At 70.0% G+C, this 17,788-nt stretch carries 18 protein-coding genes and 1 tRNA gene; 9 read left to right on the top strand and 10 right to left on the bottom strand.

Annotated features, from left to right (window positions below; genetic code table 11):
* The first annotated feature begins 266 nt into the window (after window positions 1-266).
* Window positions 267-1,907 (top strand): DNA repair helicase XPB, encoded by a 1,641-nt coding sequence (locus G401_RS0106555; protein ID WP_027341874.1) that lies wholly within the window; start codon window positions 267-269, stop codon window positions 1,905-1,907.
* Here the strand turns inward: G401_RS0106555 and ligD are convergent.
* Window positions 1,904-2,752: a non-homologous end-joining DNA ligase gene (ligD, locus tag G401_RS0106550; protein WP_027341873.1), complete on the bottom strand. Its 849-nt coding sequence runs from the start codon at window positions 2,750-2,752 to the stop codon at window positions 1,904-1,906. The genes G401_RS0106555 and ligD overlap by 4 nt on opposite strands.
* Before the next feature lie 48 nt (window positions 2,753-2,800).
* Between ligD and ku the strand changes: the two genes are divergently transcribed.
* Complete coding sequence (ku, locus tag G401_RS43910; RefSeq protein ID WP_051366274.1) at window positions 2,801-3,598, top strand: non-homologous end joining protein Ku; 798 nt, start codon at window positions 2,801-2,803, stop codon at window positions 3,596-3,598.
* Here the strand turns inward: ku and G401_RS0106540 are convergent, their stop codons facing one another.
* Both G401_RS0106540 and G401_RS0106535 read right to left on the bottom strand, forming a co-directional pair.
* Window positions 3,599-4,093, bottom strand: a complete 495-nt coding sequence (locus G401_RS0106540; protein ID WP_027341872.1) for an NUDIX domain-containing protein — start codon at window positions 4,091-4,093, stop codon at window positions 3,599-3,601.
* A gap of 64 nt (window positions 4,094-4,157) precedes the next feature.
* A complete protein-coding gene (locus G401_RS0106535) occupies window positions 4,158-5,873 on the bottom strand; it encodes an MDR family MFS transporter (RefSeq protein WP_027341871.1) in 1,716 nt (571 codons plus the stop codon).
* An 89-nt stretch (window positions 5,874-5,962) separates the two neighbouring features.
* Here G401_RS0106535 and G401_RS0106530 point away from each other — a divergent pair, with 89 nt between their 5' ends.
* Window positions 5,963-7,267 (top strand): MFS transporter, encoded by a 1,305-nt coding sequence (locus G401_RS0106530; protein WP_245601635.1) that lies wholly within the window; start codon window positions 5,963-5,965, stop codon window positions 7,265-7,267.
* Between the two features lie 29 nt (window positions 7,268-7,296).
* Here the strand turns inward: G401_RS0106530 and G401_RS0106525 are convergent, their stop codons facing one another.
* Window positions 7,297-7,776 carry an LppU/SCO3897 family protein gene (locus G401_RS0106525; RefSeq protein ID WP_027341869.1) on the bottom strand — a complete coding sequence of 160 codons (480 nt, stop codon included), beginning with the start codon at window positions 7,774-7,776 and terminating at the stop codon, window positions 7,297-7,299.
* Between the two features lie 186 nt (window positions 7,777-7,962).
* Window positions 7,963-8,035 (bottom strand) — tRNA-Thr (locus G401_RS0106520).
* Between the two features lie 59 nt (window positions 8,036-8,094).
* Here G401_RS0106520 and G401_RS0106515 point away from each other — a divergent pair.
* The gene (locus tag G401_RS0106515) at window positions 8,095-8,349 is read left to right on the top strand and encodes a DUF2530 domain-containing protein (RefSeq protein WP_407636828.1); all 255 of its coding nucleotides are present in this window, start codon (window positions 8,095-8,097) and stop codon (window positions 8,347-8,349) included.
* A gap of 5 nt (window positions 8,350-8,354) precedes the next feature.
* Here the strand turns inward: G401_RS0106515 and G401_RS43905 are convergent, their stop codons facing one another.
* A complete protein-coding gene (locus tag G401_RS43905; protein ID WP_034590966.1) occupies window positions 8,355-9,125 on the bottom strand; it encodes a DUF3027 domain-containing protein in 771 nt (256 codons plus the stop codon).
* A 119-nt stretch (window positions 9,126-9,244) separates the two neighbouring features.
* Here G401_RS43905 and G401_RS0106505 point away from each other — a divergent pair, with 119 nt between their 5' ends.
* From G401_RS0106505 to thpR, 5 genes are all read left to right on the top strand, one after another.
* A complete protein-coding gene (locus tag G401_RS0106505; RefSeq protein WP_051366273.1) occupies window positions 9,245-10,693 on the top strand; it encodes an NCS2 family permease in 1,449 nt (482 codons plus the stop codon).
* 93 nt (window positions 10,694-10,786) lie between these two features.
* Window positions 10,787-11,215 carry a MarR family winged helix-turn-helix transcriptional regulator gene (locus G401_RS0106500; protein ID WP_034590880.1) on the top strand — a complete coding sequence of 143 codons (429 nt, stop codon included), beginning with the start codon at window positions 10,787-10,789 and terminating at the stop codon, window positions 11,213-11,215.
* Between the two features lie 91 nt (window positions 11,216-11,306).
* The gene (locus G401_RS0106495; RefSeq protein ID WP_034590879.1) at window positions 11,307-12,569 is read left to right on the top strand and encodes an MFS transporter; all 1,263 of its coding nucleotides are present in this window, start codon (window positions 11,307-11,309) and stop codon (window positions 12,567-12,569) included.
* 174 nt (window positions 12,570-12,743) lie between these two features.
* A complete protein-coding gene (locus G401_RS52425) occupies window positions 12,744-13,382 on the top strand; it encodes a hypothetical protein (RefSeq protein WP_027341864.1) in 639 nt (212 codons plus the stop codon).
* Complete coding sequence (thpR, locus tag G401_RS0106485) at window positions 13,379-13,960, top strand: RNA 2',3'-cyclic phosphodiesterase (protein ID WP_027341863.1); 582 nt, start codon at window positions 13,379-13,381, stop codon at window positions 13,958-13,960. Before G401_RS52425 ends, thpR begins: the two co-directional genes overlap by 4 nt.
* Window positions 13,961-14,009: 49 nt before the next feature.
* Here thpR and G401_RS0106480 read toward each other — a convergent pair whose 3' ends face one another.
* The 4 genes from G401_RS0106480 to G401_RS43890 form a co-directional block, all read right to left on the bottom strand.
* Window positions 14,010-14,996, bottom strand: coding sequence for an aldo/keto reductase (locus tag G401_RS0106480; RefSeq protein WP_027341862.1), 987 nt, complete (start codon window positions 14,994-14,996; stop codon window positions 14,010-14,012).
* 42 nt (window positions 14,997-15,038) lie between these two features.
* Window positions 15,039-16,052, bottom strand: coding sequence for a septation protein SepH (gene sepH / locus G401_RS0106475; RefSeq protein WP_027341861.1), 1,014 nt, complete (start codon window positions 16,050-16,052; stop codon window positions 15,039-15,041).
* Between the two features lie 171 nt (window positions 16,053-16,223).
* Window positions 16,224-17,411, bottom strand: coding sequence for an LCP family protein (locus tag G401_RS43895; RefSeq protein WP_157545388.1), 1,188 nt, complete (start codon window positions 17,409-17,411; stop codon window positions 16,224-16,226).
* Between the two features lie 27 nt (window positions 17,412-17,438).
* A complete protein-coding gene (locus tag G401_RS43890; protein WP_051366270.1) occupies window positions 17,439-17,783 on the bottom strand; it encodes a hypothetical protein in 345 nt (114 codons plus the stop codon).
* Window positions 17,784-17,788: the final 5 nt, after the last annotated feature.

Here is a 17,788-nt window from a genome sequence, read left to right as displayed (position 1 = left end):
CACGGCCGGCAGTGCTTCGCTCGCCCCCGTCGGACTCCCCCGAACGCGTGCACCACCGGCCGTAACGGCCCATCGGTATTCCGCCCATAGGGACGCCTGGTACGCGTGGGGTGGTTGCGTCTCTCGATGCGATCTGGCCGCTCGGTTGGCCGCGTTCATCCGACCGGATGAGTCGTGCCGGGCCACAGCTGACCGCCGCCGGGGAAGCGTCCGCGCCGGGCGTGTCACACTGGAGGGTCGCTCCCGCCGGCGGAAGGTAGTTCTCGATGTCCAGTGGCCCGTTGATCGTGCAGTCGGACAAGACGCTGCTGCTGGAGGTCGACCACCCCGACGCGAAGGCGTGCCGGGCGTCGATCGCGCCGTTCGCCGAGCTGGAACGCTCGCCCGAGCACGTGCACACCTACCGGCTGACGCCGCTGGGACTGTGGAACGCGCGGGCCGCCGGGCACGACGCCGAGCAGGTGGTCGACGCCCTGCTCAAGTACTCCCGCTACCCCGTGCCGCACGCCCTGCTCGTCGACGTCGCCGAGACCATGGACCGGTACGGCCGGCTCCAGCTGGCCAACGACCCGGCGTCCGGGCTGGTGCTGAGGGGGCTCGACCGGGCTGTGCTGGTCGAGGTGGCGAAGTCCAAGAAGCTCGCGGGCATGCTGGGCAACCAGATCGACGCCGACACGATCGCCGTGCACCCGTCCGAGCGCGGCCGGCTGAAGCAGGCCCTGCTCAAGCTGGGCTGGCCGGCCGAGGACCTGGCCGGCTACGTGGACGGTGAGGCGCACGAGATCGACCTCGCCCTGGACGGGTGGACGCTGCGCGCGTACCAGCAGGAGGCGGTCGAGCACTTCGAGGCCGGCGGCTCCGGTGTGGTCGTGCTGCCCTGCGGCGCGGGCAAGACGCTGGTCGGCGCGGCGGCGATGGCCTCGGCGAAGGCGACGACGCTGATCCTGGTGACCAACACGGTCGCCGCCCGGCAGTGGCGCCGCGAGCTGCTCGCGCGGACCACGCTGACCGAGGACGAGATCGGCGAGTACTCGGGCGAGCGCAAGGAGATCCGCCCGGTCACGATCGCCACCTACCAGGTGCTCACCATGCGGCGTGGCGGCACGTTCCCGCACCTCAACGTCTTCGACGCGCGCGACTGGGGCCTCATCGTCTACGACGAGGTCCACCTGCTGCCCGCGCCGATCTTCCGCTTCACCGCGGACCTGCAGGCCCGCCGCCGGCTCGGCCTCACCGCCACCCTCGTGCGCGAGGACGGCAAGGAGGGCGACGTCTTCAGCCTCATCGGCCCCAAACGCTACGACGCGCCCTGGAAGGACATCGAGGCCCAGGGGTGGATCGCCCCCGCCGAATGCGTCGAGGTCCGCGTCACGCTGACCGACGAGGAGCGCATGGCGTACGCGATGGGCGAGGCGGAGGAGCGCTACCGCATGGCCTCGACCGCCCGCACCAAACTGCCGGTGGTACGCGCGCTCGTCGAACGCCACGCCGCCGAGCAGGTGCTGGTGATCGGGGCGTACCTCGACCAGCTGCACCAGCTCGGGGAGTACCTGGACGCGCCGATCCTGGAGGGCAGCACGTCCAACAAGGAGCGCGAGCGCCTGCTCGACGAGTTCCGCTCCGGGCAGCTGAGGACGCTGGTCCTGTCCAAGGTGGGCAACTTCTCCATCGACCTGCCCGAGGCCGCCGTGGCGATCCAGGTCAGCGGCACCTTCGGCTCCCGGCAGGAGGAGGCTCAGCGGCTCGGTCGCGTCCTGCGCCCGAAGGCCGACGGCCGGCAGGCGCACTTCTACACGGTCGTCTCACGGGACACCATCGACACCGAGTACGCCGCCCACCGCCAGCGCTTCCTCGCCGAGCAGGGGTACGCGTACACGATCGTCGACGCGGACGACGTCCTCGCCTAGAGAGCGGGGCCGGCTTCCAGGAGACCTTCGTGGAGGTCGCCGTGTTCGGCCATCCGGTCGAGCACGGCGTCGGGGGTGAAGTCGGCCGCCTCGAAGTCGCCGTCGGCCACTTCTTCCCAGGTCAGCGGGGCGGAGACGGTCGGCGTGAGCCCGGCCCGCAGCGAGTAGACGCAGACGGTCGTCTTGAACGTGGCGTTCTGGCTCCAGTCGATGAACACCTTGCCGCGGCGGGCCGGCTTGGCCATGTTGTCGGTGACGAGCTTCGGGGCGGCCGCGGCGAACTCGGCGGCGACCGACTTCGCGTACTCGTTGATCCGGTCGGCGTCCGCCGTCACCGAGCAGCTGACCTGCATGCCTTTGCGGCCGGACGTCTTCGCGTACGCGACCAGGCCGTCGGCCGCCAGCCGCTCCCGCAGCGCCTGGGCGACCGCCCGGCATTCGTCGAGGCCGGCCGGAACCCCGGGATCGAGGTCGAACACGATCCGGTCGGGCTCGGCGCCCACCTTCGACTGCGGCGTGTGCAGTTCGAGCGCGGCCAGATTGGCCAGCCAGACGATCGTGGCCAGATCCTCGGCGACGATCATGCCCTTCTTCGTGGTCCGGACCCAGGGCGGCGTGCCGCCGGGGGCGTTCTTCTCGAAGAAACCGCCGCCGGGACCCGCCTCGACCGCGCCGTGCGGGAAGCGTACGCGGGTGACCTCGCGGTCGGCCAGATGCGGCAGCAGGACCGGCGAGATCCGGGTGTAATAGTCGATGACCTCGGCTTTCGTGAAGCCGTCCGGATAGAGCGGCTTGTCGAGGTTGCTCAGATCGAGCCGCCGGCCGCCGACATCTACCTTGGTCACCGCCCAAAAGTAACCCGCATCGCCGCGAAACTATGTCACTCTGGGGGTATGCGGCCGATCTGGAAAGGTGCGGTCTCCTTCGGTCTGGTCTCGATCGCCGTCAAGCTGTACTCGGCGACCGAGGAGAAGGACATCCGCTTCCATCAGGTGCACGTCACCGACGGGGGACGGATCAAATATCAGCGCGTCTGCTCGATCGACGGCGAACAGGTCGGCTTCGACCAGATCGCCAAGGGCTACGACGCGGGCGGCGGCGAGATGGTCGTGCTGACGGACGAGGACTTCGCGGACCTCCCGCTGGCCAGTTCGCGCGCCATCGAGGTGCTGGAGTTCGTGCCGATCGAACAGATCGACCCGATCCTCTACAACAAGGCGTACTACCTGGAACCCGACGGAGCCGTCGGGTTGAAGCCGTATCTGCTGCTGCGCGACGCGCTCATCGAGGCCGGCCGGGTCGGCCTGGTCAAGGTGGCGTTGCGCCAGCGCGAACAGCTCGCCGTGGTACGCGTACGCGACGACGTCCTGGTGCTCAACACGATGCTCTGGCCCGACGAGGTGCGTACCCCGGAGTTCGAGTTCCTCGGGGTCGAGGAGGTCCGGCTGCGCAAGCAGGAACTGCAGATGGCCGCGTCGCTGATCGACTCGATGGCCGCCGAGTTCGACCCGACCGAGTTCTCCGACGCGTACCGGGAGGCGTTGCAGCAGGTCATCGACGCCAAGGTGGCCGGCCGTGAGATCGTGGCGGCGCCGGCCGCGGAGGAGGAGAAGGGCGAGGTCATCGACCTCATGGCCGCCCTGCGGGCCTCCGTCGAGAAGGCCCGCGAGGCGCGGAAGAAGGCCGCCTGATCAGCTGACCTGCAGCCGGCCCGTCGACTCGAAGGCGGCGAGGTCGGCCAGCATGCGCTGCATCGTCGGACCCTGGTTGGGGAAGTCCTCGGGCCGGAAGAACGCCGCGTCGGCGGCCTCCTCGGGGTCCGGGTTCAGGTCGCCGGACACGTCGGTGAGCAGGCACGACAGGATGATGTGCTGGTACGTGTGCTGGAACGTGTTCGTGTAGATGTTCTGCGGTCCACTGTAGAGCGCGAACGGCGTGGCGACGGCCGCCTTCAGGCCGGTCTCCTCCCACGTCTCGCGGATGGCGCAGTCCGTCAGCGACTCGCCGATCTCCATGCCACCCGCCGGGAAGGACCAGACGCCCGAGTCGGTCCGCTTGATGAGCAGGTAGCGCCCCTGCTCGTCGCGGATCACGCCGCGCGCGCCGATGAGGAACAGGGTCTCCTCCGGCAGCGCGGCGCGGATCTTGCCGTGGTAGGAGGCCCACCATTCTTCCGCTGCACCCATGCCCGCCACACTAGCCGCCGGGCGCCGCGCCGGGCAGGGCCGTCCCGCCCGGCCGGGCCGAACGCTAGAGCAGCGTCTCGGTGTTCGCCTCGGCCTGCGCGTTCGACCGGTCGCACTCCTCGTCGGTCTCCTCGTCGTCCGCCTTCTTCGCCGCGGTCGCGCCCGCCGGCGTGCGCGGCACCGGCTCGCCCTCTTCCTCCAGCTCCATCGCCTCGCCCGCACCCTCCATCGCCGGCGGCAGCGCTGCGCCGCGCAGCTTCAGGTTCGGAATGCCCAGAGCCAGCAGTACGCCGATGGCGCACACCGCCGCGGCGATGATGAACACCGGGTTCAACGCGTCGACGAGGGCGTTCTCCACGGCGATCCGGATCGGTCCCGGCAACGCGTGGATCACCGCGGGAGCCTGGATGGAGATCTGGCCGGCGGCGAACTTCGCGGCGTACTCCTGCGCCTGGGCGGGCGGCAGCTGCTGGATGGCGCCGGGCAGCCGGTCGGTGATCGCGCTCGCCAGCGAGTTGCTGAGGACGGTGCCGAGCACCGCGACGCCGAACGAACCGCCCATCGACCGGAAGAACGTGGCGCTCGACGTGCCCGCGCCCATGTCGGTGATGTCCAGGCCGTTCTGCAGGCCCAGGATCAGGGTCTGCATCGACATGCCCAGGCCGACGCCCACGATCACCATGTAGATGAACGCCACCCACAGCGGCGACGTGGCCCCGAGGAAGGCGAACAGCAGCAGGCCGACGGACAGGATCGCGATGCCGAAGACGGGGAACCACTTGTAGCGGCCGATCCGCGCGGTCGCCTGGCCGACGACGATCGAGGTGACGATGATGCCGGCCATCATCGGCAGCATGAGCAGGCCGGACTCGGTCGGCGAGGCGCCCTTGACGATCTGCAGGTAGAGCGGGATGTAGATGATGCCGCCGAACATGCCGAAGCCGACGACGAAACCGGCCGCGTTGGCCAGCGTGAAGGTGCGGTTCTTGAACAGCCGCAGCGGCAGGATCGGCTCCTGCGCCCGCGACTCGATCCACAGGAACAGCGCCGTGAACAGCCCGCCGGCGACGAACAGGCCGATGATCACGGCGGAGCCCCAGGCGTACTCGCCGCCGCCCCAGGACAGGGCCAGCAGCAGGCAGCTCACGCCGACGACCATCATCAGCGCGCCCAGCCAGTCGATCTTGTGGTCCCGGCGCGGGTTGTGCACGAGCCGCAGCACCTGGTTGCACAGGACCAGCGCGGCGATGCCGATCGGCAGGTTCACGTAGAAGATCCAGCGCCAGTCGTGCTCGGCGAAGTAACCGCCCACCAGGGGGCCGGCGACCGACGCCACGCCGAAGACCGCGCCGAAGAAGCCCTGGTAGCGGCCGCGCTCGCGGGGCGGGACCACGTCCGAGATGATCGTGAACGCCAGTGTCATCAGACCGCCGGCGCCGAGGCCCTGGACGCCGCGGAACAGGATGAGCTGTGTCATGTTCTGCGAGACGCCGGCCGCGAGCGAGCCGATCAGGAACGTGACGATCGCGAAGAGCAGCACCGGCCGGCGCCCGTACAGGTCGCTGAGCTTCCCGTAGAGCGGTGTCGAGGCCGTCGACGCCAGCAGGTACGCCGTGACGACCCACGAGTAGTGGCTCATGCCGCCCAGGTCGCCGATGATCGTGGGCAGCGCCGTACCGACGATCGTCTGGTCGAGCGCGGCCAGCAGCATCGCCAGCATGAGACCGGCGAGCAGCCACCAGAGCTGACGTTTCGTGAGAGTGGCGGCGAGGCGGTTCATGTGATCATATTGCTGGCCGTGGCGCCGCCGAGTGTGGCAAACCCGAAACTGGCTCGACCGCGCGCTGTCCGGGTACGAGACTGCGCGGTGTGACATTGCGGTTCGCCATGGATCTGCGGCCTTTGCGGCGGCGCGACTTCCGTCTGCTGTACACCGCGATGACGGTGACCTCTTTCGGGTCTTTCATCACCTATGTCACCATTCCGTATCAGATCTCGAAGATGACCAACGACCCGTTGCAGGTCGGCCTGATCGGCATCTGCGAACTGGTGCCGCTCGTCTTCATGGGGTTCATCGGCGGCGCGTACGCGGATTATCTGGATCGGCGCGTGCTCGTACGGGGGGCCGAGGTCGCCCAGATGGCGCTGACCGGCTTCCTGCTCGCCAACGTCGCCTTCGGTACGCCGAAACTCTGGCTCCTCTACCTCGTCGCGGCCGTGTCGGCGGCGGTCGACGGCATGCAGCGACCGGCGCTCGAAGGGCTGACGCCGCGCCTGGTGCCGCCGGAGGAGATCCCGGCGTCCAGCGCGCTGGCCTCGCTGCGGCACCAGTTCTCCGGGCTGCTCGGCCCGACCGTGGCCGGTCTGCTCATCGCGGCCTTCGGCGCGGGGCAGGGGCTGGCCTGGGTCTACGGCATCGACCTGGCGACCTTCGCGGTGTCGCTGGTCTGCCTGTCGCTGATGAAGGCCGTGCCGCCGCCGGAGATGGCCGACCGCCCCTCGCTGTCGAGCGTCGCCACCGGCCTCAAATACGCCTGGAGCCGGCCCGAGCTGATGGGCACCTACCTGGTCGACATCAACGCGATGGCGTTCGGCATGCCGCAGGCGCTGTTCCCGTTCCTGGCCGACAAGCTCGGCGGCCCGGCCGTTCTCGGCCTGCTCTACGCAGCCCTGTCCGGCGGTTCGTTCCTCGCCACGGTGACCTCGCGGTGGACGACACGCGTACACCGGCACGGGCTGGCGGTCGTCGTCGCGGCCGGGTTGTGGGGCGTCGGGATCATCGTCTTCGGCTTCGCGCACTCGCTCTGGCTGGCCCTGTTCGGCCTGCTCCTGGCCGGTGCGGCGGACATGGTCTCGGGCATCTTCCGGTCGACCATCTGGAACCAGACCATCCCCGACCACCTGCGCGGGCGCCTGGCTGGCATCGAGATGCTGTCCTACTCGGCCGGCCCGCTGCTCGGCGGCGTACGCAGCGGTGGCATGGCGCGCTGGGTGGGCTCGGCCGGCTCGGTGGTCTGGGGCGGCGTGCTCTGCGTCGTCGGGACGATCGCGCTGGCGGCGGCCCTGCCGAAGTTCGTCGCGTACGACGGACGGGACGGCCTGGCGCGCAAAGAGGCCGAGGAAGCGGAGCGCGCTGCGCTCGTCGCCGCCTCGGCCCAGGAGGTTGCGGCCTAGCGAGGCCGCAACCTAGAACGTCGCCGTCCTCAGGACTTCGCCGGCACCAGGCACAGGACGAAGCCGTTGGTGTCCTTGCCGTAGAAGATCGCGCTCTCGGCCGTCGGGTACGCGGTGCAGGGGTTGTCCGACGCCTTGAACGAGCTGTACGACTGGTCGTTCAGCACGCCGACGACCTTGTCCGCCGCGTCGGGCGAGTTGCAGTCGACCGTCTTGACGTTGTCCACGTCGGCGTCGGTCTTGGCTGCGGTGACGCACTCGCCCACGGTCGGGGTCTTGGCGGTGATGTTGCCGCTGAAGTACTTGTACGCGAACCAGCCACCGGCGATGACCAGGACGACGGCGCCGATGATCAGACGCCACAGCAGCGCGGCGCCGATACCCTTGGCGATCGCCTTGCCACGCGACGGCTCCTGCGGCGGGACGCCGGGCTGGACCGGACCACCGAACGCCGGCTGCTGCTGCGGGGCGCCCTGCGGCGCGGGGTTGTAGGTGATGGGGTCTGACATGCTTGCATGCCTCCGAGGGGATTGGGGCGCGGAGACGTCCACGCAACCGGGTCACCCTAGCGGCTGCGCGCCGCGCACGTTGCCCCGGTCCTGTGAGTCTTCTGTATGCCTGGTCACACGCCTGCCATCGACCCGTGCGGGCGCGAAAAGGCCCCGCACCGGCGAGGTGCGGGGCCTTCGTTGCCGAGCCGCCTAACGGAATCGAACCGTTGACCTATTCATTACGAGTGAATCGCTCTGCCGACTGAGCTAAGGCGGCAACGGTTACGCAGTCTACGCGATGCTCGGCCGATCTTCCTAACCGGTATCCTCGTCGGCGTGACCGACGCTCCGATCCCCGCGCAGCAGCAGCTCGTACAGCCGCTGGACCCGCCGATGACCCCGTTCGCGGTCGGCGGTACGGCGCTGTGGGCGCTGGCCGCCCTGGTCACGTGGCTGGCCGGGGCCGATTCGTCGACGGTGTGGATCTGCGTGGCCGGGTTCCTCATGGGATTCCCGGGGATCGCCGCCATGATCCGGCACGACAAGCGCCGGGCCGCCCGGAAGGCCGCCGGCGAAGTCCTGCGCGACTAGGCTCGTCAGACCTCTTCGACGGCCCCGTCGTCGTACGCCGTCGGCAGCGCCTCGACCGCCGCGGCGGTGTCCACGACGATCTCCGAGTGCGCCCCGCAGCCGTGGTCGAGCGAGACCACCTTGCCGTCGTCGGGCGCGAAGACGTTGGCGCACACGCCGAACATCTGCCGCATCCGGCCGGCCATCGGAAGCATGAAACCGCAGGACACGCAGCGCGCGGACCGGGGCGCGGCCTCGGCGATCGGGGCACCGGGCCCGCTGTCGCCGTCGTACCAGCGCTGAGCGGCCTCCTCGCGGCCCTCCTTGCTCATGAGGCGGGGGCGGCCGAGGCCGAGTTCCCACTTGTCCTCGTCGAGCGCCGGGTCGTCGGCGAGCAGGTAGCCCTGCACCAGGCGGTCGTCGTCCGGCGCGGTCGGCAGCAGGTCGCCCACGCCGAGGTCGCCGGGGCGCAGCCGCTCCTCCCACGGCAGCCAGTTCGGCGCCAGCAGGGCGTCCTGACCGGGCAGCAGCACCGTCTCGCAGACGGTCACGTGCTTCGACCGGGAGATCCGGGTCACCGTGACGGCCCACTGCCAGCCGCGGTAGCCGGCGCGCAGGCATTCGAAGTAATGCGTGACGACCCGCTCGCCCTCGGCCACCACGCCCTGGTGGTCGCCGACCTCGTCCACGGCCACCTCGGTGATCGCGGTCCGGGCCAGGTCCAGGGCATCGGCGCAGGCTTGGTCGAGTCGGGCGGGGCGGGCGGCGGTCCTGGTCACAGGGACATTCTTGCTCATCTGTCGGAGCGCGTGTGCGCGACCCCGGTAGCGGTGTTCGTCAGCGGCTGTTCAACGCGCGTACAGATTTAACGGGACGCCGCTTCATCATCCGGGATCTTTGTGTCACGATGCCGCCCATGGCGACCATGACAGGCGACAGCCTGCCCTTCCTCGACCGGTATTTCGAGATCAGCGCCCGCGGGTCCACCGTCGGCCGCGAGATCCGCGGTGGCTTGGCCACGTTCTTCACGATGGCGTACATCGTCGTCCTGAACCCGCTCATCCTGGGGTTCGCCAAGGACAGCACGGGCGCCACCCTTCCACTGCCCCAGATCGCCGCCGCGACAGCGCTCGTCGCCGGCCTCATGACGATCTTCATGGGCGTGTACGGCCGATTCCCGCTCGCCCTCGCGGCCGGGCTCGGCGTCAACGCCATCGTGGCGTACGACATCGCGGCCAAGATGACCTGGGCGGACGCGATGGGCCTGGTCGTCATCGAGGGTCTGCTGATCCTCGTGCTGGTCCTGACCGGGCTGCGGACGGCCGTCTTCCACGCGGTCCCGGCCCAGCTCAAGATCGCCATCGGCGTCGGCATCGGTCTGTTCCTGGCCCTGATCGGGTTCGTGGACTCCGGCTTCGTGCACCGCGTACCCGACGCGGCGGGCACGACCGTCCCGGTGGGCATGGGCTTCAACGGCGTGATCATCACGTGGCCGGGCCTGGTCTTCGCGGTCGGCCTGCTGGGCACGATCATCCTGGTCGCCCGCAAGGTCAAGGGCGCCATCCTGATCGGCATCATCGGCACCACCGTGCTCGCCATCGTCGTCGAGGCGATCGCCAAGGCCGGCAGCAGCGCGGTCAACCCGCACGGCTGGAGCCTGAATGTGCCGACCTGGCCGAAGAAGGCCGTCGACGTGCCCGATCTCGGGCTGCTCGGCCACTTCAGCCTGACCGGCGGCTTCGAGGCGGCCGGCGCCCTGGTCTGCCTGCTGTTCGTGTTCAGCCTGATGCTCAGCGACTTCTTCGACACGATGGGCACCATGGTCGCCGTCGGCGAGGAGGCCGGCGAGGAGGGCAAGCTGATCGGCCCGGACGGGATGCCGCCGCGTACCAAGGAGATCCTGATCGTCGACTCGGTCGCCGCGGCGGCGGGTGGCGCGGCCAGCGTCTCGTCCAACACGTCGTACATCGAGAGCGCGTCGGGCGTGGCCGAGGGTGCGCGTACCGGGCTCGCGAGCGTCGTCACCGGTGTCCTGTTCCTGCTCGCGATGTTCCTGTCGCCGCTGGTCACGATCGTCCCGTTCGAGGCGGCCGCGACGGCTCTGGTGATCGTCGGCTTCCTCATGATGGGCGGCGTACGCCAGATCGACTGGACCGATTACGAGATCGCGATCCCCGCGTTCCTCACGATCGTGATCATGCCGTTCACCTACTCGATCAGCAACGGCATCGGGGCCGGCGTGATCGCGTACGTGGTGATCAAGGCGGCGAAGGGCAAGTTCCGCGAGATCCACCCTCTGCTGTGGGGCGTCGCGGCGCTCTTCGTGGTGTACTTCCTGCGGGGGGTCATCACCAACTTGATCTAGGACGCTCCCTGATCAGTGGGGTGTGATCTTCCCCAAATCCCATATCGTTAGCCAGGCTCATTAGCTAGCCTAAGTATCGTGACGGAGTGGCCGATGGTGACGGAGCCCGCGACGCAGCTCGCTGTGGCGCTACGCGATGCCATCACGCGGCTCAACCGCCGGGTCCGACAGGCCCGGCCGGTAGGCGATCTGACCGTGACCCAGCTCAGTGCCCTGACCAGTCTGGAACTCGCCGGCGCCCTCACGCCGCGCGAACTGGCCGACGCCGAGCGTGTCCAGCCGCCCACGATGACCAAGATCGTGGCGAAGCTGGAGGACCGCGGCCTGGTGCAACGCACCCCGCACCCCACCGACGGCCGGCAGGTGATCCTGTCGGCGACCGAGCGGGGACGCGAGATCTTCCGCCAGTACCAGCGAGTCCGCGATGAGTGGCTCGCCGGTCGGCTGGCGGAGCTGACCCCGGACGAACGCGACGTGCTCACGCGCGCCGCCGAGGTGCTGTCGAGACTGGCGCGGAACTGAGTGGGCCGCTCGCCTCCGGGCGAGCGGCCGCCCGCCCTCCGTCCAACGTGGATGTTGGCTACGCGAAGGGCGGCGTTTTTTTGTGAAAACCATGTTCCAGTCCTTATCCGTGCGCAACTATCGTCTGTTCGCCTCCGGGCAGCTGATCAAGCTGATCGGCTCGTGGATGATGTTCGTCGCGCAGGACTGGCTGGTGCTTCACCTGTCCGACAACAACGCGACGGCGCTCGGCATCGTGACCGCCCTCCAGTTCATCCCCGCGGCGCTGCTGACGCTGCCGGGCGGGCGCCTCGCGGACCGCTATGACAAGCGCGTACTGCTGCTGGTCGCCAACACCTTCTGGTCGGTCAGCGCGCTGACCTTCTCGGTGCTGGTCCTCAGCGGCGGGGTCCAGCTGTGGCACATCTACGTGTTCGCCCTGTTCCTCGGCACCGCCCAGGCCATCGAGACCCCCGTACGCCAGGCGTTCGTCTCCGAGCTCGTCGGTACGCCGCTGCTGCCCAACGCGCTCTCGCTGTCGGCCGCGACCTTCAACTCCGCGCGGATCATCGGGCCGGCCCTGGCCGGTCTGGCCATCGCGGCGATGGGCACCGGTCCGGTCTTCCTCATCGCGGCGGTGAGCTCACTGTCGCCGCTGGCCAGTGTGGCCCGGATGCGCCCGGCGGAGCTGTTCCGCAAGGACCTGCTGCCGCGCGACGAGCGGGACGACGCGGCCATCCTCGACGGCCTGAAGTACGTGTGGCGCCGCGCCGACCTCCGGCTGCCGGTGCTGCTCATCGGCGTCATCGGGATGCTCAGCTTCAACTTCCAGCTGACCCTGGCGGCCCTGGCCAAGAACGTCTTCAACACCGGCGCGGCCACGTTCGGGCTCTTCACCACGGCCCTGGCGGTGGGCGCGCTCGGCGGTGCCCTGGCCGGCTCGTTCCGCAAGGGGCGGCCGTCGGTCTACCTGATGCTGCTCGCGTCCGTCGCGTTCAGCGCCTTCTCGGTGCTGGTCGGGGTGCTTCCGGCGTACTGGATGGTGATCGTGGCGCTCGTCCCGACCGGGTTCTTCATGGTCTTCTTCGCCCAGTCGGCCAACCAGCGGGTGCAGCTCGGCACCGAGGCGGCGTACCGGGGCCGGGTCATGGCCATCTACGTGCTCGTCTTCCTCGGCACGACGCCGCTCTCGTCACCGGTCGTCGGCTGGGTCGCCCAGCGCTTCGGCGCCGGCGTGTCGATCTGGCTCGGCGGGGCCCTCTCGCTGGTCACCGCGCTGCTGGCCCTCACGTGGCAGCTGCGCAGTGCGGGTGAGCGGCTGGAATTCCAGGTCCGGCCGGTGCCCCGGCTGACCGTCTCGGCCGTGCGTGGCTGAAATGTCGGACGGATGTGCGACAGTCTCTACATCAGACGATGCGGAGACCGTCTCCACGAGTAATCTCCGACAGATCAGCGGTCGCCGGCAGTAGGACCGCCCGCGCGTGACCGACCCGTCCACCGGCCGGAAATTCGTGGCGATCACTCAGTGCGACGACTAACCTTCGGGGGTATGGCGGTGGTGAAGGCGCTGGAGCTGGCCGCGGCGCTGATCGCGCTGGTCACCCTGCCGTGCGCCATCGCCGCCGTGATCTGCGCGGACGAGCTGATCACCTCGGTCCGCCGCGCCGTGCGGCGCCGCCGCGAACGCTGGGTCGAGCAGCGCATCCTGCACCAGATGGAGCGCTCGCTGACTCCGCCCCGCCCGTTCCTCGCGCCCGTCACGAACCTGTTCGCGCCGGTCAGCAGCCTGCTCGCGGTGGGCGGCCCGGCCTCGGCCGCGCCGCCGGCCGAGGAGGCGACTCACGGCTGGCTGGCCATTCCGGCGGCGGTCTGGGCCAACATCACGGCGCGCCTGAGCGACACCGCCACCACGGTCGCGCCGGCCGAGCCGATCACCGAGCCCGGGCATCCGCCGTTCGAACGCATCGCGGCCGACCTGCGCCGGCTGAGCGCCGACCGGCTCGGCATCGGGCAGCGCAACGAGCTGTGGCACTCCGCCGTCGAGCGCGCGTACGACCACAAGCTGCATGAGGCGTGCCGGGCTCTCGGCATCGCCGAGCATCTGGAGGTGTTGGAAGGCATGGATCGGGCGATCGAGCGTGTCCGGGTGGAGGGTGAGCTGATCGCGGCCGGGGTGCGGCTCCGGTGAGGCTCTTCGTCGCGCTCTTCCCGCCGGCGTCGGCCGTCGCCGATCTCCAGGCCCGGGTCGAGACGCTGAACGTGGGCCAGGCGACCGCCGCCGGCCGGGACGTCGGCCTCGACGACCCGGTCCGCTGGCATGTGACACTGGCCTTCCTCGGCGAGCTCGACGAGGCCCGGCTCGACGAGGTCGAGGCAGCGCTCGGCAAGGTCGCGGCGGCCTGGCCCGCCGACCACACCGGTCTGCTGCCGCTGCAGGTCGCCGACGGTGGCCGGTTCAACAGCGGCGAGACCACGATTCTCTGGGCCGGCCTGCACGGTGACATGGGTTCGCTGACCGACCTCGTGAGCAAGGTCGACCGCTCACTGCGCGGAGCGGGGCTGCCCGCGACCGGCCGCCCGTTCCGGCCGCACCTGACCCTCGCCCGCTGCGGCGACCGTCTCAGCGAGGACGAGGTCGCCGCCGACCTCGCCGACCTGCATCAATACGCGGGCCCGCGCTGGACCGTCGACGAGCTGGTCCTCGTCCGCAGCCACCTGGGCGAGGACAAGATCTACGAACGCCTGCGGAGCTGGCCGCTGCGATAGCCGGAACGCCGGCCCCGAGCCGTGGCAGGGGGCCGGCGTTCGCGGTGATTCACCAGGCCCACGCCTCCGGACCGGGGCCGCCGTTGCCCACCGGCGGGAAGAGCTCGTCGAGCTTGGCGAGGGTCTCGTCGTCCAGCTGGACGTCCAGGGCTCCGAGCGCCGCGTCGAGCTGGGCCTGCGTACGCGGGCCGATGATCGGAGCGGTCACGCCGGGCCGGGACAGCAGCCAGCCCAGTGCCAGGTTGGCCGGGTCGACGTCGAGCTGGTCGGCCAGCTTCTCGTACGCCTCCAGGGTCGGCCGCTGCTGCTCGATGATCTCCTGCGACCGGCCTTCGAGCGCGCGTACGGCGTCGCCGGCGGCCTGCTTGCGCAGGATGCCCGAGAGCGCCCCGCCGTGCAGCGGCGACCACGGGATGATGCCGATCCCGTAGTGCTGGGCGGCTGGGAGTACGTCCAGCTCGACGTGCCGGGTGAGCAGGTTGTAGATCGACTGCTCGGACACCAGGCCGAGGAAGTTGCGCTTCTCGGCGGCCGCCTGCGCCTGGGCGAGGTGCCAGCCGGCGAAGTTGGACGAGCCGACGTAGAGCACCTTGCCCTGGTCAACCAAGGTGGACATGGCCTGCCAGATCTCCTCCCACGGCGTCGAGCGGTCGACGTGGTGCATCTGGTAGAGGTCGATGTAGTCCGTCTTGAGGCGGCGCAGCGAATCGTCGGCCGCCCTGATGATGTTGCGGGCCGAGAGCCCCTGGCCGTTGGGCCACTCGGACATCTTGCCGTAGACCTTGGTGGCCAGGACGACCTTGTCGCGACGGCCGCCGCCCTGCTCGAACCAGCGGCCGATGATCTGCTCGGTGATGCCCTCGCCGATCTTCCAGCCGTAGACGTTCGCGGTGTCGAAGAAGTTGATGCCGTGCTCCAGCGCGCGGTCCATGATCGCGAAGCTGTCGGGCTCCGTGGTCTTGGGACCGAAGTTCATCGTGCCGAGGCAGAGGCGGCTGACCTTCAGGCCGGTACGGCCGAGGTTCGTGTACTCCATGCGTCGGACACTATCTCGGCGCCGAGCACGTTCGGCAGGGTGTCAGGAGCTCTCGCGGGCCGCCGGCGCTCCACCGAAGAGCACGTCGTCCCAGCTCGGCAGGCGCTTGCGCGGCTTCTCGGTGGTGCCCTCCGCGGCCGCCGACGCCCGGCGGGGGCGCAGCACGGCCAGCGACGGAACCGCCGGAACCTCCTTCGGCGCATCCGACTCGTCGTCGAACGCCGTGCCCTGGCCGCCGATCAGCGACGCGGCGCCACCGGCCACGGCGACCGCGCGGCGCGGCGTCTCGCCCGGGGTGTCCAGGCCGCGACCGCCGAGCGGGCGGTCCAGCGCGGACACCAGGGCGTCCCGGCCGGCCCGGATCGGGTCGCGGCTCGGCCGCCGCTGGTCACCGGTCACCGCCGGCAGGCCGTGACCGCCGCGCGAGGTCTCGCCCCGGCTCGGCACGGTCTCGGCGGCCCCGCTGGTCCGGTCGGCGCACAGGTACTGCGCCATGTCGTCGTGCGGCGTCACCGACTGCCGCGTCTTGTCCAGCTCCCAGATCGCCTGCGCGGTGGCCTTGCCGCTCGGCCACGTCGCGATCACCCGCCACGTGCCGTCCTCGCGGCGGTACGCGTCCCACGAGATCTTCTCCGAGTCGATCCCGTGCTGGGCGAGGCGGGCGTCCACGATCTCGGCCAGCGAACCGTTGGTGCCGCGGTCGGCGGTCTTCAGCCGCGTACGCCGGGCGTGCTGGGCGAGCATGGCCCGCTCCTGCAGCACCGGTCCGGCGTACCGCAGGACGCGGTCGACCGGCACGCCCGCGACCCGGGCCACGTCGTCGGCGCTCTCGCCGCCCCGGATGCGCGCCTGGATGTCGCGTGGGGACAGTGCCGCGTAGCCGTCCATCTGTCCGGCCGGGACGGTCAGGGTCGCGGTCTGGCCGTCCGGCGAGGACGGCTGCAGGGCCGACGAGACCCGGTCGTCGATGGGCAGCGCCAACAGGCGGCCGACCTCATCGGCGAGGACGAGAGCCTGACCGTCCTCGGAGAGGGCGACGAAACGCACTGGCCGCATCGCTTGCCTCCCGTCGCTGAGCGGGCCGTGGAAAGTTCATCGGCGGATGTCCGGCGGGGGAATGCGCCGAAGCTACCTTGGACACGGTACGCGGTGGGCGCACCGGTCGCACACCCGCCACGCCGCCCGAATTCATGTTCGCCACCGATAACTTTGCGTGACCAGCCCGGCTCAGGCGTTGGCGCCGAGCTGGTCGGTCTTGTTGTTCGCCAGGTAGTCCGGCAGGTGGTCGGTGCCGACCGCGGTGAAGAACGCGGGCTCCTTCGCGGGGTCGAGGACCACGACACTCTCCCCGGCGATGGTCGCGAACCCCTGAATGGGTGCCGTGACGAAACGCACGTTCCCCCGCAGCTTCGGCGCGTCGAGGGCCAGCGCGAGCAGGTCGTCGTTGCTGAAGTTCTGGTCCACGGTGACGTGGTCGGTGGCGAGGCGTACCAGGGCGGTGATCTTCGACGGGTCCGAGAACGTGCCGCTCTGCTGGATCTTCGTCATCAGGGCCCGCAGGAAGTTCTGCTGGTGCTGCATGCGGTCGAGGTCGCCGCGCGGCAGCCCGTACCGCTGGCGCACGTACCAGAGCGCCTTGCTGCCGTCAAGCACGTGCTTGCCGGCCGGGAACCGGATCTTGTGGACGGTGTCGTAGAGCTCGGTCGGGAAGTCGATCTCGACACCGCCGAGGGCGTCGGTCAGCGCCTTGAAGCCGTCCCAGTCCACCAGGGCCAGATGGTCGACGCGCAGGTTCGTGAGGTTCTCGACGGTCCGGATCAGCAGCGTCGGGCCGCCCAGCGCGAAGGCGGCGTTGAGCTTGTTGCGGCCGTGGTCGGGAATGTCCACCCAGGAATCCCGGGGCAGCGACACCACGTACGCGGCGGACCGGTCGGCCGGGAGGCGTACCAGCATGATGCTGTCGGTGCGGCCGCCGGGCGAGTTCTCCGCGCCGCTGCCGGTCAGCGGCACCGCCGACCGGTCGTCGAGCCCGGCGAGCAGGATCGTCAGGCCCTGGGTCGGCTTCGGCCGGTTCTTGATCGCGGCGAACGGATCGGCCACCCGGTCGACCTTGTCGAGGACCTGATTGGCGGCGAAGTGGAACGCGGCCACGCCGAGCAGCGCGAAGACGCCGAGCAACGCCATCGCCAGTACGCCGCTGCGGGCCAGCCGCTGCCGCCGGGTCAGCCGCCGACGGCGTACCGGTGGACGGGAACGCGGCGCGGCCCGCTTCTTCGGCGGTTCCGCGGCCGGGCGTTGCGGCGCGGTCTGCCGGCTGCGCGTACCCGTGGGAAGGGAAGAGCGACCCGGTGTGACCCCGCGCCGGACCGCGGGCCGCTGGCGGTTCGAACCTGGCGGTCGGGAGTCTGGCCTCACAACGAGGCCTAACGAGCCCTGTCGGCGTTAGCTGCGGGCGACCTTGACCACGATCTGATCGGCCGTGACCTGGTCGAGCGAGACGCTGAAGTCGCCGATGGTCTTGGTGGAACCCTTGTCGATCGTGACGTTGCGGTCGCCCACGCTGAGCGATACGGATTCGTTGTCCACGCTGACCAGCTTGACCGTGACGCCTAGGATCTTGATCTGGGACGTGTCGGCCTTGCGATCGAAGGTGACCGTGCAGGACTTATCCGCCTTGTCGCAGTTCGCCGACGCGCCCTCGCCGGAACAGGCGGCCAGCGTGCCACCTGCGAGGCTGAGACCGAGTACGACCGCCGCGACCCCCCGCGCCAGACGCTGAGCTGCCATATTGC

The sequence above is a fragment of the Hamadaea tsunoensis DSM 44101 genome, assembly GCF_000428945.1.
Classification (GTDB): Bacteria; Actinomycetota; Actinomycetes; order Mycobacteriales; family Micromonosporaceae; genus Hamadaea; species Hamadaea tsunoensis.
This window is presented reverse-complemented; position numbering and strand designations above follow the sequence as displayed.

Bases quoted from the DNA above. Each gene is read 5' to 3' on its own strand.
- ku (WP_051366274.1), top strand. From the start codon at position 2,801: ATGCGGCCGATCTGGAAAGGTGCGGTCTCCTTCGGTCTGGTCTCGATC.
- G401_RS0106555 (WP_027341874.1), top strand. From the start codon at position 267: ATGTCCAGTGGCCCGTTGATCGTGCAGTCGGACAAGACGCTGCTGCTG.
- G401_RS43905 (WP_034590966.1), bottom strand. From the start codon at position 9,125: ATGAGCAAGAATGTCCCTGTGACCAGGACCGCCGCCCGCCCCGCCCGA.
- G401_RS0106540 (WP_027341872.1), bottom strand. From the start codon at position 4,093: ATGGGTGCAGCGGAAGAATGGTGGGCCTCCTACCACGGCAAGATCCGC.
- G401_RS0106525 (WP_027341869.1), bottom strand. From the start codon at position 7,776: ATGTCAGACCCCATCACCTACAACCCCGCGCCGCAGGGCGCCCCGCAG.
- G401_RS0106480 (WP_027341862.1), bottom strand. From the start codon at position 14,996: ATGGAGTACACGAACCTCGGCCGTACCGGCCTGAAGGTCAGCCGCCTC.
- G401_RS0106505 (WP_051366273.1), top strand. From the start codon at position 9,245: ATGGCGACCATGACAGGCGACAGCCTGCCCTTCCTCGACCGGTATTTC.
- G401_RS0106495 (WP_034590879.1), top strand. From the start codon at position 11,307: ATGTTCCAGTCCTTATCCGTGCGCAACTATCGTCTGTTCGCCTCCGGG.
- G401_RS0106535 (WP_027341871.1), bottom strand. From the start codon at position 5,873: ATGAACCGCCTCGCCGCCACTCTCACGAAACGTCAGCTCTGGTGGCTG.
- sepH (WP_027341861.1), bottom strand. From the start codon at position 16,052: ATGCGGCCAGTGCGTTTCGTCGCCCTCTCCGAGGACGGTCAGGCTCTC.
- G401_RS43890 (WP_051366270.1), bottom strand. From the start codon at position 17,783: ATGGCAGCTCAGCGTCTGGCGCGGGGGGTCGCGGCGGTCGTACTCGGT.
- G401_RS0106500 (WP_034590880.1), top strand. From the start codon at position 10,787: ATGGTGACGGAGCCCGCGACGCAGCTCGCTGTGGCGCTACGCGATGCC.
- G401_RS52425 (WP_027341864.1), top strand. From the start codon at position 12,744: ATGGCGGTGGTGAAGGCGCTGGAGCTGGCCGCGGCGCTGATCGCGCTG.